General features: G+C 71.6%; 16 protein-coding genes. 1 reads left to right on the top strand and 15 read right to left on the bottom strand.

Annotated elements, in window-relative coordinates; all coding sequences use genetic code 11:
• Positions 1 to 127: 127 nt before the first annotated feature.
• Positions 128 to 919: a TIGR02452 family protein gene (locus ACPPVO_RS05725; RefSeq protein ID WP_426510216.1), complete on the bottom strand. Its 792-nt coding sequence runs from the start codon at positions 917 to 919 to the stop codon at positions 128 to 130.
• Between the two features lie 57 nt (positions 920 to 976).
• On the opposite strand from ACPPVO_RS05725, the gene ACPPVO_RS05720 reads away from it, so the two are divergent.
• Positions 977 to 1,789, top strand: coding sequence for a heavy metal-binding domain-containing protein (locus tag ACPPVO_RS05720; RefSeq protein ID WP_426510215.1), 813 nt, complete (start codon positions 977 to 979; stop codon positions 1,787 to 1,789).
• On the opposite strand, the gene ACPPVO_RS05715 is transcribed toward ACPPVO_RS05720, so the two are convergent.
• From ACPPVO_RS05715 to ACPPVO_RS05650, 14 genes are all read right to left on the bottom strand, one after another.
• Positions 1,773 to 2,186, bottom strand: a complete 414-nt coding sequence (locus ACPPVO_RS05715; protein ID WP_426510214.1) for a hypothetical protein — start codon at positions 2,184 to 2,186, stop codon at positions 1,773 to 1,775. The two genes, ACPPVO_RS05720 and ACPPVO_RS05715, sit on opposite strands and share 17 nt — an antisense overlap.
• On the bottom strand, positions 2,183 to 2,449 hold the full coding sequence (locus ACPPVO_RS05710; RefSeq protein ID WP_426510213.1) for a hypothetical protein: 267 nt from the start codon (positions 2,447 to 2,449) through the stop codon (positions 2,183 to 2,185). Before ACPPVO_RS05710 ends, ACPPVO_RS05715 begins: the two co-directional genes overlap by 4 nt.
• Before the next feature lie 53 nt (positions 2,450 to 2,502).
• Positions 2,503 to 3,135, bottom strand: a complete 633-nt coding sequence (locus ACPPVO_RS05705; RefSeq protein ID WP_426510212.1) for a hypothetical protein — start codon at positions 3,133 to 3,135, stop codon at positions 2,503 to 2,505.
• 39 nt (positions 3,136 to 3,174) lie between these two features.
• Positions 3,175 to 3,918 (bottom strand): hypothetical protein, encoded by a 744-nt coding sequence (locus tag ACPPVO_RS05700; RefSeq protein ID WP_426510211.1) that lies wholly within the window; start codon positions 3,916 to 3,918, stop codon positions 3,175 to 3,177.
• 43 nt (positions 3,919 to 3,961) lie between these two features.
• Positions 3,962 to 4,834 carry a phosphate ABC transporter ATP-binding protein gene (locus ACPPVO_RS05695; protein ID WP_426510210.1) on the bottom strand — a complete coding sequence of 291 codons (873 nt, stop codon included), beginning with the start codon at positions 4,832 to 4,834 and terminating at the stop codon, positions 3,962 to 3,964.
• Between the two features lie 19 nt (positions 4,835 to 4,853).
• On the bottom strand, positions 4,854 to 5,777 hold the full coding sequence (locus ACPPVO_RS05690; RefSeq protein WP_426510209.1) for a sortase: 924 nt from the start codon (positions 5,775 to 5,777) through the stop codon (positions 4,854 to 4,856).
• Positions 5,778 to 5,784: 7 nt separating this feature from the next.
• Entirely contained in the window at positions 5,785 to 6,897 is a 1,113-nt protein-coding gene (locus ACPPVO_RS05685) for a WxL protein peptidoglycan domain-containing protein (protein ID WP_426510208.1), read from the bottom strand.
• Between the two features lie 84 nt (positions 6,898 to 6,981).
• Positions 6,982 to 8,274 carry an Ig-like domain-containing protein gene (locus tag ACPPVO_RS05680; protein ID WP_426510207.1) on the bottom strand — a complete coding sequence of 431 codons (1,293 nt, stop codon included), beginning with the start codon at positions 8,272 to 8,274 and terminating at the stop codon, positions 6,982 to 6,984.
• 170 nt (positions 8,275 to 8,444) lie between these two features.
• Positions 8,445 to 9,680: a hypothetical protein gene (locus ACPPVO_RS05675; RefSeq protein ID WP_426510206.1), complete on the bottom strand. Its 1,236-nt coding sequence runs from the start codon at positions 9,678 to 9,680 to the stop codon at positions 8,445 to 8,447.
• Positions 9,681 to 9,817: 137 nt separating this feature from the next.
• The gene (locus ACPPVO_RS05670) at positions 9,818 to 12,418 is read right to left on the bottom strand and encodes a hypothetical protein (RefSeq protein ID WP_426510205.1); all 2,601 of its coding nucleotides are present in this window, start codon (positions 12,416 to 12,418) and stop codon (positions 9,818 to 9,820) included.
• Positions 12,418 to 14,076 (bottom strand): phosphate ABC transporter substrate-binding protein PstS, encoded by a 1,659-nt coding sequence (locus ACPPVO_RS05665; RefSeq protein ID WP_426510204.1) that lies wholly within the window; start codon positions 14,074 to 14,076, stop codon positions 12,418 to 12,420. Before ACPPVO_RS05665 ends, ACPPVO_RS05670 begins: the two co-directional genes overlap by 1 nt.
• Positions 14,073 to 15,347: a phosphate ABC transporter permease PstA gene (gene pstA / locus ACPPVO_RS05660; RefSeq protein ID WP_426510203.1), complete on the bottom strand. Its 1,275-nt coding sequence runs from the start codon at positions 15,345 to 15,347 to the stop codon at positions 14,073 to 14,075. The genes ACPPVO_RS05665 and pstA overlap by 4 nt, the downstream gene beginning before the upstream one ends.
• Complete coding sequence (pstC, locus tag ACPPVO_RS05655; protein ID WP_426510202.1) at positions 15,344 to 16,342, bottom strand: phosphate ABC transporter permease subunit PstC; 999 nt, start codon at positions 16,340 to 16,342, stop codon at positions 15,344 to 15,346. Before pstC ends, pstA begins: the two co-directional genes overlap by 4 nt.
• Entirely contained in the window at positions 16,339 to 16,755 is a 417-nt protein-coding gene (locus tag ACPPVO_RS05650; RefSeq protein WP_426510201.1) for a hypothetical protein, read from the bottom strand. The genes pstC and ACPPVO_RS05650 overlap by 4 nt, the downstream gene beginning before the upstream one ends.
• Positions 16,756 to 16,838: the final 83 nt, after the last annotated feature.

Below are 16,838 nucleotides of genomic sequence, written 5' to 3'. Positions count from 1 at the left end.
CAGCACACCCCGTGACGCTCCGCGGGCCGAATCCGCTCAACCCCGCCCGTTGTCGCCTACAGTCCGTCGCATGGCCGTTTGTCAATGCCGAAAACATCACACGCATACACGTGGCCGAATGCCTTGATCAGGCTCCGTCGATGGTGGGGAAGGCGTCGGCGAAGGCCTGGTACACCGGGGTGCGCGGCAGGCGGTCGTAGATGGCGAACACGACCCGCTCGAAGCACGGCACCCTCTCCAGGGCCACCGCGAAGGCCCGCGCCACCTCGGCCGGCATGTTGCGGAACACGCCGCAGCCCCAGGCGCCCAGGACCAGGGTCCGGTGCCCGTGCCCCGCGGCGATCTCCAGCACCCGCGTCGCCCGCCGGCGCAGGACCTCGGGCACGTCGGCGGCGTCGCCGGGCTGGTTGCGCAGCAGCGCGCCGAGGTTCGGGGCGGCGGCGGTCAGGAATGCCGTCCGGAACGGGGCGTCCAGCAGGCGCCCGTTGTCGTCGCGGAAGCACGGTACGGCCGGCGAGTAGATGACCCGGTCGCTGTAGCGCAGGTCGTGCTGGTGGCGGTGGAAGTCGTAGAACTCCGGCGCGGTGCGCTGGCAGGTGTAGAGCGCCGACGCACGGGCCAGGCTCTCCTCCTGGGCCTCCGCGCCGCCCAGGAAGCCGCCGCCCGGGTTCTTGGCCGAGGCGAAGACCAGCGTCGCGGCGCCGGGGCCGGCCCGGCGCGCGGCCGCGAGCGTCGACTCGTGCGTCACCTCGATCGCGACGGACCCGGCGGCGACCCCGGTCGGCACGGCGTCGTCCGGCAGGAACAGGCGCGAGGGCGCGACGGGAACCGGGACCGTCGAACCGGCGGCGTTGACGTAGGAGCCGCGCTCGGCGATCGCCACGGTCTGGCGGGCGATCTCCCGCAGGCGGCCACTCACGGGCCACACCGTAGCAACGCTTACCTCCGGCCTTCGACCGGTTTAAGGTCCGAAGACATGAACGAACCCGTCTCCCAGCAACCCCAGCAGCTCCCCGAGAGCGCCCGCGCCCGGCTCGCCCGCACCCAGCAGGGCAAGCCCTTCTTCACGTCCGACTTATCGGTGAACGAGTTCGTGCTGACCACGCAGACCGGGTTCGAGCCACTCGGGCTCGTGATGGGCACCTGCATCTATCACGTCGGTCTCCAGCAGTCCAAGTGGAGCGTGAGCCAGGAGCTGCAGGTGCTCAGCCAGGCCATGTACCAGTGCCGCGAGCTGGCGATGGCCCGCATGGAGAGCGAGGCCGAGACGCTCGGCGCCGACGGCGTCATCGGGGTGCGCATCCGTTCGCTGAACTACCAGTTCGCCTCGGACGTGCTCGAGTTCGTCGCGGTCGGTACCGCGGTCAAGTCCACCAGCGGGCAGAACTACCGCACGCCACAAGGCCGGCCGTTCACCTCGCACCTCAGCGGCCAGGACTTCTGGACCCTGCACCGGCACGGCTGGCTGCCGCGCGGGCTGGTGCTCGGCACGTGCGTCTACCACATCGCGCACCTCACGTTCCGCCAGATGCTGGCCAACGCCGGGCAGAACGTGGAGCTCACGAACTTCTCCCAGGCCGCGTACGACGCACGCGAGATCGCCATGGACCGCATGCAGTACGAGGGTCAGCTCCTGCAGGCCGACGGCATCGTGGGCGTCACGGTCGAGGAGTCCGCGTGGGAGTGGGGGCAGCACGCGATCGAGTTCTTCGCCATGGGCACCGCGGTGGCGCGCCTGCACCCGGACGCGCAGCCGGAGCACCCGACAATGGTCATGCCGTTGACGTGAGCCGCTGCAACGCCTGTACCGCGGCCGAATCGGCCCCCGCGACCCGCACGAGCTCGGCGGTGAGCGCCCGGCACCACTCGTCGGCGCTCACCGTCTCCGAGGAGAGCACCACGCCCCGGGACTCGTGCCGGATCACGGTCACCGGGCGCGCGCCGACGCCGGTGCGGTCGAGCTCGAACCGGCGCCCGTCGAGGCGCACGGTCACCCCGAGCACCGCCGGCTCCCGCCCGCCGACGCGCGCCTTGAGCCGGCCCTCCCGCCGCACCTCGACGAGGTCGGCGGGCAGCGCGGCGGAGAGCACCGTGAGGAGCATGCCGCCGTAGAGCGAGAGGTCGTCGGTGCACCGTCGCAGCCGCTCGGCGACGAGCTCCAGGTCCAGATGGGACTCGGGATTCACGCGCCCATCGTACGGCTGCCGGAGCGCCGCCTCGCCGCGACGAGGACGGCCGCGCCGAGGGCGACCAGGCCGACGCCGACGCCCGCGATGAGCACGATGTCGAGGCCGGTCCGGGCGAGCCCGCCGCCGTTCCCGCCCCCGCCGTTCCCGCCGCCGGGTGCCGGGGTCGCCGGCTCCGGGCTGCCGCTCACCACGACCACGATGGGCATCCCGTCGTCGGCGCGCGCCGGTGCGCCCATCAGCAGCAGGGCAATGACGCTCACCAATACGAGGGCAAATCTCATGAATGTTCCGATCCGAATGGAGGACGACTTGTTCACGCGGTCGAGATCATTCGCCAGGGCGTCTCGCTGCGGGTCAGCCGCTCGACCGTCCGGGGGGCCTCGCGCAGCAGCCGCCGGCCCTCGGTCAGCAGCCCGGCGGGCAGGGCGGCCAGGAATCGCCCGACGTTGTACTGGCATTCCCGGGCCCGCAGATATGCGCGGTGCGATACCGCGAGCGGCACGCCGTCGAGCTCGACCCGCCACACCCAGTGCCCGCTGGAGCCCAGCGCGGTCGAGACGGGATTGAGCCGGTCGGCCGCTTGTACCAGCCCGCGGACGGCCTCGCGACACTCCGCCTCGGTGTCGAAGGTCTGTTTTCCACGGCCGAGGATCCGGTTGTTGGGCGAGCACAGCATCCACGCGGTCCGTTGTTTCCGGTCCACGATGGACTCTTCGTCGTCGGATGTGACGATTGCCAGGAAAATGAACCGCGGCGGCAGCATTTGGACATTCCTCCCCGAATGTTCGTCACCGGCGCGCCGGCAGGCTCGTAGCCCGTCCGGCGCGCAGGCCACCGTGCTGACCCTCGATTCCGGCGATGACACCTCGCGCGTCCCTGACCGCACACCGGACATGCACGAGATGAACATCAGAAAACGACGAGCGATCCATTCAGCAGCAACCATTGCCCGAACGGTCAATAGCCAGCCGAGCGCGTTCGTGCGTCACGCCGAGGACTCCGAATCGCGGCGGCGCGCGGCGTACCGAAGACCGACCCCGACCCCGATGAGTGCGACCGCGACGCCGGCGATGGTGGCGATGGCGCCCCCGGTGACCGGCAGGTTCCCGGAGCTGGAGGCGGGGGTCGGCGAGATGGGGTCCGACGGCCCCGGCGTCGCGGTCTGCGTGGTGCTCGCCTCGGGCGAGGCGCCGTTCGACGGGGGCGCCGAGGCGGTCGGGGTCGCGGACGAGGTCGGCGGCACCGGCGTGGTCCCGTGCACCACCCAGCTGCCGTCCGCGCCGAAGTCCACCTGCACGGCGTCGGTGTACGTGCCGTGGTCGGCCCCGGTCCGGCAGTCGACCATGAACAGGAACGACTCCTGGCCCCCGTTGCCGGCCAGGGACTGGACCGTGGCCATGGTGGTGTTGAACGTGGTACCGAAGCCGGGCTTCACCGCGAGGACACCGGTGACGTTGTTGGAGATCGTCTGCTCGACACCGGCCAGGTCGATCGTGTTGACGTTGGCCAGGTTGGTGCCCGCCGGGCACGCGGTGTCCGCCTTGAAGCTCGGCGTCTCGCCGCCGTTGCCGGACGTCGGGGTCAGGTGCAGACCGCCGAGGTTGATGCCGGCCGGGGCCGGGTTGGGCACCGCGGTCCGGGCGACCGCGGGGATGAGCAGGCTCACCCCGATCGCGCCGAGCAGCGCGGCGAACGCGAGGCCCATCCGTTTCGAGAGCGTGGTCTTCATGAGGGGTCCGCTGACCTTTCTGGTGTCGAGGCCGTGGCCGTCATCAGCCGAAGCGGCCGTTCACGTAGTCGGAGGTGCGCGGGTCCTGCGGCGTGGAGAACATCGCGTCGGTCGGGCCGTGCTCGACGATGTAGCCGGGCGTGCCCTGCTCGGCGAGGAAGAACGCGCAGTGGTCGCTGATCCGCTGGGCCTGCTGCATGTTGTGCGTGACGATCACGATGGTCACCTCGGCGACGAGCTCCTGGATCGTCTCCTCGATGACCCGCGTCGACGTCGGGTCCAGGGCCGAGCACGGTTCGTCCATCAGCAGGACCCGCGGGCGTACCGCGAGCGACCGGGCGATGCACAGCCGCTGCTGCTGGCCGCCGGAGAGCGCCCCGCCCGGCTGGCGCAGCCGGTCGGCGACCTCGCGCCACAGCCCGGCCTTGGTCAGGCACTCCTCGACGAGGGCGTCCCGCGCCGACCGGGCCAGCCGCCGGCCGGTGAGCTTCAGCCCCGCGCAGACGTTGTCGTAGATGGACATCGCCGGGAACGGGTTGGGCTTCTGGAACACCATGCCGATCTGGCGGCGGGCGTCGGTGAGGCGCCGGGCCGGGTCGTAGACGTCCACGCCGTCCAGCAGCACCTCGCCGGCCAGGGACGCGCCCGGCACCAGCTCGTGCATCCGGTTGAGGATGCGCAGGAAGGTCGACTTGCCGCAGCCCGACGGGCCGATCAGCGCCGTCACCCGGCCCGCCTTCATGGACAGCGTCACCCGGTCCAGCACCTGGTGGTCCCCGAACCACGCGCTGATGTCGCGCGCGTCGAGCCCGGCGAGCGAGGGCAGCTCGCGGTGGATGCCGAGGTAGTCGTCGTATGCGGCGAGCGCCTCTTGCGAGCTCGCCCACGCGGTGTCGTCGATTGGAAGGGTCACCATGCCGTCCTCGGCCGTCGGGTCACATCAGGTTCGGTAGGAGCCGGGAGACCTGGTCGGCGGTCGCGAGGCCGAGGAACCCGACCACCGGCACCGCCACGATCCAGGTCTGCCAGAGGCCCCAGAACGCGCGGGCGGCGGAGAGCAGGGCGACCGCGAGCAGCAGCGCCTCGCCGATGAAGACCAGCGGGAACCACACCCGGGTGTCGACCGCCATGACCTGCTCGGCCGGGGCGAGCTGCGAGTTCTTCACCACCTGCTGCGGCTTCGGCAGCACCTCGGAGACCAGGTCGGCGTCGACCCGCAGCGCGTCGGAGGGCACGAGGAGCCCGCCGTACGCCGTGGTCAGCACGACCCGCCCGGCGCCCGTCGCCGGCGGGGGCGGCTGGGGCATGCCGCCGTGCCGGACGTCGAGCACCTTGAAGCGGCTCACGCCCTGGCCGGTGGTGACGGTGAACTCGTCGCCGGGCACCAGCGTCGCGAGGGCGCCGAACGGCCCGCCGTACATGGTGGCCCGCCCCATGATCACGCTGACCCCGGACTGCCCCGGCAGCGGCGTGTCCCGCCGGTGGCCCGGCCCGTCCTGCAGTACCGCGCCGGTCGTGCCCTCGAAGACGACCTCCTTGCGGTGCAGCTTGGGGATGTCGAGCACCGCGACAGGCGTGCCGAAGTCCAGCAGCCGCTTCGGGTCCGTGGGCTTCGTCGGCCCGGTCGGCGCGGTGCCGAGGGCGAGGTCCTTGCGGAAGTCGGCGTAGGCGGTCAGCTGGGCACGGTCGTGGTGCAGCCGGGACACCCAGCCGGCGTACACGCCGAAGCCCAGCAGGGTCAGCGACAGGATCGTGATCGCGGTCGAGACCACCTGGACCGCCGGCGGCGCCTGACGCCGGGGGCGCGGCGGCGGCGCGGCCGGCAGGACGGGCGGCGGCAGCAGGTCGGTCGCGGTCATGAGGAGGTCACTCCCCATCGCCACCGGCGGACGACCGGGCCGCCAGCGCCTTGGTCCGAAGCTCCTCGACCGTCTCCTGGCGCGCCTTCGCGACCGCGTCGGCCACCACGCGCTGCTGACGGCCGGTGCGCCGGCGCCGCAGCCAGCGGACCGCGAAGAACCCGCCGACGAGCAGCAGGATGACGAGCAGCAGCGTCCACGGCGTGGCCCACAGGAACGCCTCGGCCTCGACCGTCTGCGGCTCCGAGGGCGCCTTGGGCAGCCCGAGCGCGGTGATCTGGCTGGGCACGGCGCGGACCTTCACCGTCATCGGGCCGAGCGGGAAGACGCCGGCGACGTGCACGGTGAACTGCACCGTCGAGCCGGGCAGAAGGTTGGGCAGCGTCGACTGGCTCGCGCTCGCGACCTTCAGCCAGTACAGGCCGTTCACCGCGATCTCGGGGTTCACGTTGAGCCGGACGTTGCCGGTGTTGTGCACGGTCACGGTCACATCGGTGCTGCCGCCGCCGACGGGGTTGGCGGTCCCGTGGTAGCTGGCGCTCACCGAGTCGACGGCGATGCCCGGGTTCAGCGGGCCCGCGACGCGCAGGTACATCGGCACGCCGAGCCGGCGGTCGACCTTGACGGGCCCGTTGGCGCTGTTCTCCTCGACACCGATCGAGCCGAGGACGCCGCCGGTGTGGTCGCCGGGGGTCGCGGTGGCCGGGACGGTCAGGGTGAACGGCTCGATGGCCCGCTCGTTCGGCTTGAGGGTGACGCTGGTCTTCTGCATCGTGACCCAGGAGCCGATGTCGCGCGGCTTCTCGGCGGCCGGCTGCAGCTGGAGCACGCCGTTGTTGCCGTTGAGCGCGTCGGTCGCGTAGATCTGGAACGTCACCGGCATCGCGCTGAAGTTGGTCACGGCGACGTAGTCGTGCACGACGGTTCCGGGCTTGATGTCGAGGTACGAGAACTCCTTGCGGCTGTCCGGCCCGTTCGCGCCCGACGGCTGCACCGCCCACGTGATCGAACCCGGCGTGGGCTCCGCGCCGGCCGGGTGGCCCGGCAGCAGGATCGCGGCGGCGGCGAACAGCAGGCCGAGCACGGCACTGATCGCGCGCGAGGGGCGCGGAGTGGTCATCGCAGCACGTCCATTCAGGTCGACGGAGGTTCCGGGAGGAGCGCGCGGACGGCGCCGCGCGCTCCCCCCGTGTTGCGAGAGGCCTTAGGCGAGCGGGGTGCCGCCGAGGCCGGTGATCGTGATCGTCGCGGCGTACGTACCCGGCGTGGTGCCCTTCGGGAAGTCGAGGGACAGGGCCGCACCGAGCTTGCTGTCGCCGAGACCCTTGCCGGCCTGGGCGCCGCCCAGGGTGGTGGCGCTGGTCAGGCCCGGGGTCGAGCCGGTGTTCACGGCCGGGCCCGCGGAGACGTTCGCGGCCGCGTTGTTCGCCACCACGGCCGGCTGCCAGCCGAGGCTGGAGCCGGAGAACTTCTTGGTGGCGTCGGCCGTGTTGGTGAAGTCGCCGACCTGGCCGGTGACCGACCAGCCGGGAACCGTCTGGTCACGGCCGTCGGAGATGTTCACGTTCTTGAGGTTGCCCTCGGCGTGGAAGTGGCGGGTGTCGCCCGTGCCCGTGAGGTGGGCGGTGCCCATGTCCACGAGGCCCGGGTCCACCGTCAGGGTGAACACGCCCTGCTCCTGCGGAACGCCGACCTGGATGTTCTCCGTGGCCGTCTGCGTGTCGCTGGCGATCACGACGGTGGCCGCGGACGAGGTCGAGTTCGAGTACGCCGCCGCGTCAGCCGCGTGGAACGTCGCGGTGATGCTGTGCGAACCCAGCGCCAGACCGGTCGTCGAGTACGTGAAGGTGCCGCTGCCCGACGGGGTCGTGAACAGCGTGGTCGCACCCTCCTTGAACTCGACCGTGCCCGTCGCGGCGGCCGGGGAGACCGACGCCGTCACGGTCACGTTCGTGCCCGGCGCCACGGTCTGCGTGGCCGGCGACACCGTCGTGGTGGTCTGCTGCAGCACCGGGCCGGACCCGTGGATCTGCCAGCTGCCATCAGCGGCGTAGTCCACCTGCACGGCGTCGGTGTAGGTGCCGTGACCGGCACCCGTGCGGCAGTCGACCAGGAACAGGAACGACTCCTGGCCACCGTTGCCGGCCAGCGCCTGAACCGTGCCCATGTCGGTGTTGAACGCGGCGCCGAAGCCCGGCGTCACCGCGACGACACCGGCGACGTTGCTGGAGATCGTCTGCTCCACGCCGCCGAGGTCGATCGTGTTGACGTTCGCCAGGTTGGTCCCCGCCGGGCAGGCGGAGTCGGCCGTGAAGCTCGGGGTGACACCGGCGTCGCCGGAGCTCGGCGTGAGGTGGAGGCCACCGAGGTTGATGCCCGCGGGAAGCGGGTTCGGGACCTCGGCCTGGGCGATGGAGGGCGCGAGCAGGGTCGCACCCATCGCCCCGAGCACCACACCGGCCGTGAGGGCCCGGCGCTTCAGGGAAGTGGTCTTCATCAGGGGCTACACTGACCTTTCTGATAGAGGGCAATGCCCGCTGCACAGCCCTGGACGACCCTGGGGATGGCCCCCCAGGGAGTCTGCGAAGGTGGATCAGTCCAGGACGCCGTGCGAGGTCCGGTGCCCGGCCGTTCATCGATCGGCCAGGCACCGGCCCGTTCGTGAAATCAGTCGGTGCCGAACGCGCGCAGGCCGTCGACGATCGCGCCGCAGGTGTGACCCAGCGGAGCGGAGTTGAGCAGCGCGAAGCCGTAGCTCAGGATCACCGCGGACTTGCCGCAGAGGCCCTGGCCCGGGCCGAAGACCGAGTAGAGCTTCGCGTCGAAGGCCGCGTTGCCGACGTTTACCTTCTTCCACTCGACGACGTTGTAGACCTCGCGACGGATGATGAAGGAGGCGTTCAGGTTGCCCGTCTCCGCCGTCGGGAAGGCGCCGCTGAGCGGGTTGACCGTGACGTTCGGCGTGACGCCGACGTTCACGAGGCTGTGCAGGTGGGCGCCGTGACGACGGTCGCCGTGACCGTTGCGCTGCGAGACCCACTGCGCGATCGAGAACGGCGCGATGCCGTTCGCGTCGCCCTGCAGGACCGTGCCGTCGTGCTCCTCGACCAGGGCGCCGTTGTAGTCGGTGCCGGTCCAGGCGTGGTCGTGCAGCCACGCCGGCACCGTGCCGATGCCCATCTTGCTCAGCCAGAAGGAGCGCGTGCCGGAGCCGTTCTGCGGGATGTACAGGTGGATCGGCGTGGCGCCACCGGTGCACGGGGCCGCGTTGCACTGCGGGTCGTACGTGACCCCGCCGAGCACCACCGGCTGGCCGTCGCGGTACAGCTTCTGCAGCGTGCCCGTGCCCGTCGCGGCGTTGCTGGGGTCGTAGCCGAGCTGGTTGTAGTTGGTGGCGGTGGCGTCGCCGAAGTGCTGGCTCGCCACGCCGACCGCGTCCAGCGCGAACGGGACGTAGGCCCACCGGCCCGTGTTGGACTGCGAGGTGCCCGGGTCGCCCGAGGACCGCGCGAAGTCGACGCAGCCGGCCTCCGGCAGGTCGGTCTCGTCGGCGAACGGGGCGGCGATCGCGGCCGCCACGTTGCCCGACTGGCGCAGCGCGGTGACGCCCTGGCCGGAACCGTTCGGCCGGTTGAGGCTGCAGCCACGCTTCGGCGAGATGGCCAGGTGCTGGGCCTTGCTGTTCGGGTCGATGGCGTCCCAGGAGCCGATGAGGCCGAGGCCGATGCTGTCCGCGACGCCGTTCATGACGTCCTGGGTTGTGTCAGAGCCGACGCCCACCAGGTCGCCCACCGGGTCGGCGGAGGCGGGACCGGCCACGCCGACGATGAGACCCGTGGCGACGGTGGCGGCGGCGATACCGCCGACCAGCAACCGCTGCACGAGGCGCTTCGTGTTGTTCATGTGCTTCCTTTCCTGCGATGAGGGGAGCGACAACATCTTGTGGATCTGAGCGCCGAGGCCGATACCGGATCTGCATAGAAGGTCGGGATATGTGCGGGTACGCCAGCATTAAGGGAGGGTTACGGGAATGTGTGGACTCATCCCCCGGCTCCCGGCGGTCGGCGACTGAGCGCGAGGCGCAGCAACGGCCCGCCGATCGCCCCGCCGAGGCCGGCGATGATGACGATGACCAGCGCCCACCGGATCGCGCCGATGCTCAGCGGCGAGGTCGACAGGGCGGCCGGGACCGGGCTCGCCGAGGTGGTGACGAAGGCCGGGCCGGACGAGCTCGACGCCACCGGGCGCGCACCCGTGGCGGGCACGCCGCCGGTGCCGGAGTTGCCGCCGCCGGTGCCGCTGCCGCCGCCCGATCCGGTGTTCGCCGCCTCCGACGTGCTGGCGGGAACGGTCAGCGCCGTGGCGACGCTCATGGCGGTGGTGCGCAGGCTCTCCGGCAGCGGCAGGAACCCGTGCGGCAGCTGGCCGGGTTCGACGCCGGGCGTCTGGCCCTCGTTGACCGCGAACTTGATCAGCGCCGCGTAGTCGGCGAGCGCCTCCGCGTCCTGGGTCTTGCGTACCGCCGCGTAGGTGACCGCGACCAGCGGGTACCCGCCGTTGCCGGCCGCCGCCGGGTCGACCTGCAGCAGCCCGCTGCCGTCGGCCTTGGCCGCGCCGACGGCGGTGGAGATCGACGTCGTCGTGGGTGACACGCAGCCGGTGCCGTCCGACTTGCACAGCTGGGCCGGCACGACCCCGTAGTTGGCCAGGCTCGCGGAGTCCATGACGCCCCACATGAAGATCTGGCCCGGGAACTCGATCGGCTGGCCGACCTCCCACCAGCCCGCGGTGTTCTGCGGCGAGGAGATGTTCGGGTTCCAGTCGGCGCCCTGCGGGTTGTTGGCCGCCCGCACCCGGCTCGCGCTCTCGTCGTAGTTCTCCATGTACGGCAAGAGGTTCAGGGTGCAGCGATCCGGGATCTTCTCGCCCGGCGCGCCGGTGTTGAAGCAGGTGTTGACGCGCGGGAACAGGTCGGTCGGGCTCGCCGCCAGGTTCAGCTTCCGGTAGTCGTCGTTGACGATCATGCCGTACTCGTCGCGCTCCCCGCCGAGCCAGGCGCGCGCCGACGCGTCGGACAGGACCCAGGCCCAGACCTGCCGGATGACGCCGGAGTGCTCGGCCGTCAGCAGGGGCGACATGAGCGAGCTGCCCGGCCGGAAGGGCAGGCCGGGGTTGAGCTTCTTGAACTCGGGGTCCGACGTCATGAAGGCGGGGTTCTGCTTGGCCCAGTCCGGGCCCTGGCCGCCGTTGGCCCGGCTGTCGGTCAGGTCGCTCTTGTACGACTGGGTCAGCCCCTTGGCGACCAGCCGCGGGGTCAGCTTGATCGGCGTGCTGACGTAGCCGTCCGTGAGGTTGACGTGGAAGCCGAACGTGATCGCCGATACGGCGACCGGGGCGTAGGCCAGCGGCGGCAGCGGCGGCGGGGTGTCGCCCGCGCGCCCGGCCTCGCTGCCGATCGGCACGGTGGTGAAGGCAAGGCCCTTGCCCGTTTCGCTGCCCAGCTGGGAGGTGTTCGACGCCTCCGGGGCGCGGGTGAAGCCGTAGACCTTCTGGCAGTTCGCCCCGGTGTTCAGCGCCAGCTGCCACGAGTAGAACGCGTGCGAGATCAGCTCGGTGCCCTGGGTCTGCCGCTGCTTGACGCCGCCGATGCCGCAGGCGCGCGCGATCGGGCTGTAGCCGAGGCGGATCTGGATGCGCTGGGCCCAGGAGGCCGCGCCGAGCGGCGACTCCTGCATGATCGAGGCGGCGTCGATGTCCTGCAGCTTCCAGCCGTTGGGCTCGTACTCCCCGCGCGGCACGATGACCAGCCAGCAGTCCCGCGCCTTGCCGTCGGTCAGCGCCTCGCCGCAGCCGAGCCCGGGCGCCTCGGTCTGGGTGAGGGCGTTGAAGTAGAGGTCGCCGGTGCCGTCGGCCCGGGTGCCGGCCTCCTGGATCTCGTTGCTGTTGGCCTTGCTGAACGGCCACTTGATCGGCTGGTAGAGCTTGTTGGTGGTGCCGACGGGCACGAAGGGCACCGTGTAGGTGTCGGCGCTGCCGGCCGGGTCGTGGTGGCTGTAGCCGGGCGCCGCCGGGTCCTCGGCCGGGTCGCAGCCCAGGAAGGGCGCGAGCCCCACGCCGGCCGGCGGCTCGGTGGTGCTGGGCCGATGGGTGTCGCAAACGTTGCCCTTGCGGGTGCCGATGTTGGCGCCGCCGGTCTTGTCCTGCTTGAGGCCCTCGGTGCCGAACTGGCACTGCTCCGGCTGCGGCCCCTCGGCCGCGTCGCCGTAGCACTCCATGAGCTGCAGGTAGTTGGCGTTGAACAGGCCCTTCATCGGCTTGCCCTTCCAGGTCACCTTGATGGCCTGGTGCACGAGGTTGCGGGTCTGGCCGACCGTGACCTCGAGGTCCTTGAAGTCGTCGTGCATGAAGGCGTACGGGTCGGCGGAGTCGCGCGCCTTGACGACCGTCTTGTTGTCCGCGCCGAGGAGGCCGTCCTTCCAGCGGACGGTCACCGCGGAGTCGGTGATCCCGTTGCCGGTGATCTGGTCGGACGGGTCCGCCGCGCGCGCCGGGTCCACCGGGCCGAGCGCGAACAGCCCGAGCGCGGCGACGGCGGCGGCGAGCCCGCTCGCCAGGCGCCGGCGTGCGGCCTGGGTCAGCATCAGAAACCTCTCGATCCGTCGCGCCGCGCCCGCCGGTTCGTGGCCAGCTGCACGGCGAGGGGCGGGACGAGGCACAGCCCGAGCAGCAGCACCGCGGCCACCACCATGAGGGCGGTCTCGAACCCGTCGAACAGTGCGGGCGAGGTCTCCACGGCCGCCGCGTCGACCTGCCCCGGCGCGCCCTCGCCGCCGGTACCGCCGCCGCTGCCGCCCGAGCAGATGCCGGTGTCCGCGTCGCAGGTCGGGGCGGCCCCGGCGTTGTCCGTCGCGGCCCCCGAGGCGCCGGTGCTCGCGCCGGCCGTGGCGCCGTTGCCGGTGCCGTTGTTGCTCCCGTTGTTGTTCCCGCCGCCGTTGCCGTTGCCGGCGGTGCTGGTCCCGGCGGTGCCGGTGGTGCACTGCTGGGGGCCCTGCTTGTCGCAGTCCGGCGGGTTCGCGTCCCGCTTGGCCAGGGTGTTGGTGCCGTCGGTGGAGAACGTCGGGTTGTTGCAGCTGCGCATGTCCGTCGGCGGCGGCACCTTGGCCCCGGGTACGAGGGCGAGCTGGCCGAACCCCGCCTGCACCAGGTTGAGCGGCAGGGGCGAGTAGCCCAGCGTGTCGACCTGGGACTGGCCCTCGCACAGCAGGTACTTGCCGAAGTCGCCGAGGGTCTGGCCCTTGTCCGCGTTGAAGGGATCGGCGGTCGTGGTCGGCAGGATCATGTACGAGTACGAGGACAGCACGTAGGTGCGCGGGTCCCGGTTGGTGTACACCGCCGAGAGGTCCTGCGTCAGGTACAGGGCCTTGTTGTTCTTGTCGTTGTTGATCTTCGCCGCCATCAGCGACACGGCCACGTGCCCGGCCGTCGGCTCCGTGTAGTACCCGGCCGGGTTGAGCACCTTCGCCACCGGGAAGCCGGCCTGGATCGCGTAGGAGTACTCGACGTAGCCGATCGAGCCGGCCGCGCCGGGCTGGGAGACGTAGCCGGAGACGCCGAGGTCGCCCGGTTGCCCGATCATCGAGGAGCCCCCGAGCACCGGGTAGGCCGAGGTCTGGGTGCACGGGTTCTTGCCGACCTTGGCGCAGTACGCCGTCCAGTAGCCGCCCTGGGTGGCGACCATCCACTGGGTGAACTGGGCGCTGGAGCCCGACCCGTCCGAGCGGACCACCGGGATGACGGAGATGCCCGGCAGGTTCAGCCCGGGGTTGTCGGCCTTGATCGCCGGGTCGTTCCACTTCGTGATGACGCCCGTGAAGATCTTCGCGATGTTCTCGCCGGACAGCCGCAGGTTGTTGACCCGCTTGGTGCCGATCTTCAGGTTGTACATGAAGGTCGTGCCGCCGGCGGTGTCCGGCATGTAGACGTACCCGCGCTCCGGCGGCAGGTCGTTGTTGTTGCCGTCCTTGACGCCGTAGGGGATGTCGGACGCGGCCCAGTCGAGGGTGCCGTCGCGGAACCGCTGCCGGCCGACGGTCGAGCCGCTGCGGTCGTAGTCCACGTGCATGCGGTTCTGTTCCACGTTGCCGATCCACGCCTGGAAGGCGTTGTAGGACCAGGTGGACCCGCCGCCCGTGATCGGCACGTAGGCGGCCGCGGGGCGGGCGGGGGCGAGGACGCTCACCATCGCGGCGATGAGCGCGACGAGGATGGTGGCCGACCGGCGACGCCATCGGGGGTTCATGGTGAGGCCTCTTCCTGCCTGGGTTCGGTTCCCTGCTGAAATGCGATTCCCTGCTGAATTGCGGTTTCCTGCGGAAGCCCGGTGGGCGGGTACGGCCGGGACATGCGCTGCACGTCGCGCCGGGATGCGGCCGCGCGGCGTCGCCGGCCGCGCGCGGTGAGCTCGCCGGGGCCGCGGCCGCCGATGATCCGGGCGACCATGAACAGCAGCAGCACGAGGACCAGCAGGACCGTCGCCGTGCCGAAGCCGCGGGCGATCTCGTTCTTCTCCGGCGACTGCACCTCGGTGAACGCCAGCAGCGGCAGCGACATCATCGGGCCGTGCATCGGGTCGAGGTTGAGGTAGTTGGTCGCCCCGGCGGTCAGCAGCACCGGCGCGGTCTCGCCGATCGCCCGGGCGGCGCCGAGGATCACGGCGGTGGCCAGGCCCGAGCGGGCCGTCGGCAGCAGCACGTGCCAGGTGGTACGCCACCGGCTGGCCCCGAGCGCCAGCGACGCCTCCTTGAGCGAGCCGGGCACCAGGCGCAGCACCACGTCGGCCGCGCGGATGATGATCGGCAGGATCGTGACGGCGAGCGCGGTCGCGGCCGCGAACCCGGACGGCCCGAGGTGGAAGATCAGGATCAGGGTCGCGTAGATGAACAGGCCCGCGATGATGTCCGGCAGGGCGGTCATCGCCTCGACCACGGTCCGGACGAACCGCGAGAACCGGCCCGGCACCTCGTGCAGGTACACGGCCGCGATCAGGCCCAGCGGCACCGCGACGCCCAGCGCGATCCCGAGCTCCCAGAGCGTGCCGACGATGGCGTGCAGGATGCCGCCCTCGGTGAGCGGGTCCGAGGCCTTGGTCGAGCGCATGTCCTGGGTGTAGAAGTTCAGGTGGATCACGGCCCGCCAGCCGCGCGAGAACGTGTAGAAGATGACGAACACGAGCGCGGCGAGCAGCACCGAGGCCAGCGAGTGCACGACGAACGCGCTGATCCGGTCGCGTACCGCCGCGCGGTTCTCGTCGAAGGAGACCAGCGCCGCGTAGCAGACGACCGTCACCAGCCACGTCACCACGACGTAGCCGAGCAGCCCGGTGAACGGCCCGAGCTGCGTCCACAGCACGCCGGTCGTGGCGCTGCCGGCGGCGAACGCGCCGATGATGGCGAACCAGTCCGTGCGCCGCAGCCCGCTGGTGCGGCGCCGGGTCTGCGCGCCCGGCGCCGCCGGGCGCGCCGGCACGACGGTGGCGCGGGTGTCGGGCTCGACCTGGTGCAGCACCGTCACACCTCGCTCATCGCGCCGGACCGGGACCGGGAGACCACCCAGGCCGCGGCGAAGTTGACGAGCAGGGTCAGCACGAACAGCGCCACGCCGGCCGCCATGAGCGCCGAGATGCCGAACGGGCTGGCCTCGCCGTACCGCAGCGCGATCAGCGAGGAGACCGAGCTGGTGCCGTGCTCGAGCACGCGCGGCTGGATCTCGAAGCGCGGCGAGATGATCATGACGACGGCGATCGTCTCGCCCAGCGCCCGGCCCAGGCCGAGCATGGTGCCGCCGACGACGGCGCCGCGGCCGAACGGCAGCACGACGCTGCGGATCATGCCCCACCGGGTGGCGCCGAGCGCGAACGCGCCCTCCCGCTCGCCCATCGGGGCCAGGCCGAACGCCTCGCGCATCACCGAGCAGGCGATCGGCGCCACCATCAGCGCCACGACCACGCCCGCGATGAAGGTCGACGAGGTGTACGCCGTCGCCGTCGCCAGCGGGTCGTGCCGCTCGACCCCGCCGACCTTGAAGATCGGGATCCAGCCGAACCAGTCGGAGATCCACCGGGACAGGTCGACGATCTTCCACTGCAGGAAGAACGCGCCCCACAGGCCGAACACCACGCTCGGCACGGCCGCCATCAGGTCGACCATGGCGACCATCGTGCGCTTGAGCCAGCGCGGCGCGTACTCGGAGATGTAGAGCGCGGCGCCCATGGCCAGCGGCACCGCGACCGCGACCGCGACGAGCGCGATGAGGACGGTGCCGACGATCACCGCGGCGATGCCGAAGCCGCCGCCGTCCGGGTTCCACTGCTCGGTGGTGATGAAGGCGGGCCCGGCCTCGCTCAGCGCCTCCCAGGCCCGGTAGGCCAGGAAGGTGCCGACGAGCACCATGAGCACGAGCACGAGGCTGCCGCCGCCGCGGGCCACGCCGCGGTAGATCTTGTCGGCCGGGCCGGCGTTGTCGACCAGCTTCCGCCGCGCCTGGCGGGCCGTCAGGTCGCCGCTCATCGCGGCCCCCGGTCGGGCCGGGCCACGACGCCCCCGGCCGGCTCCGCCTCGGCGCACAGGGCGACGAACTTGGCCGCCCCGAGCAGGCTCAGCTTGTTGCGCTGGTACCACCGGCCGCTGACCGCGACGGCCGCGCCGTCCAGCTCCAGCCGCCAGCCCCAGCGGCCGGTGGGCCGCTCGGGGACCAGTTGCTGGACGAGCCGGTCGAGGCCGCCGCGCAGCTCGGCGAAGGCGGCGAGGGCGGACTGGTAGCTGCGGAAGCTCAGCGCGCTGCGCCCGAGCTCATGGTTGTTCGTGCCGATGAGCCGCCAGGCGTACCACTCGCCGTGCCAGGTCGCCCCCGCCGGCCAGGCCATCCGGTGCGGGTGCACCGAGGCCGGTCCGCACAGGACCTGGATACGCACCTGGGGCATCAACCTCTCCAGTCCGCTCTGCGAATCCCGTTACGCCGGGACGCAGTGCTGAACCTCGCAAGGCTTGACCAAGTGCGAAGGGT

The organism is Dactylosporangium sp. McL0621 (assembly GCF_049995355.1).
Classification (GTDB): domain Bacteria; phylum Actinomycetota; class Actinomycetes; order Mycobacteriales; family Micromonosporaceae; genus Dactylosporangium.
This window is presented reverse-complemented; position numbering and strand designations above follow the sequence as displayed.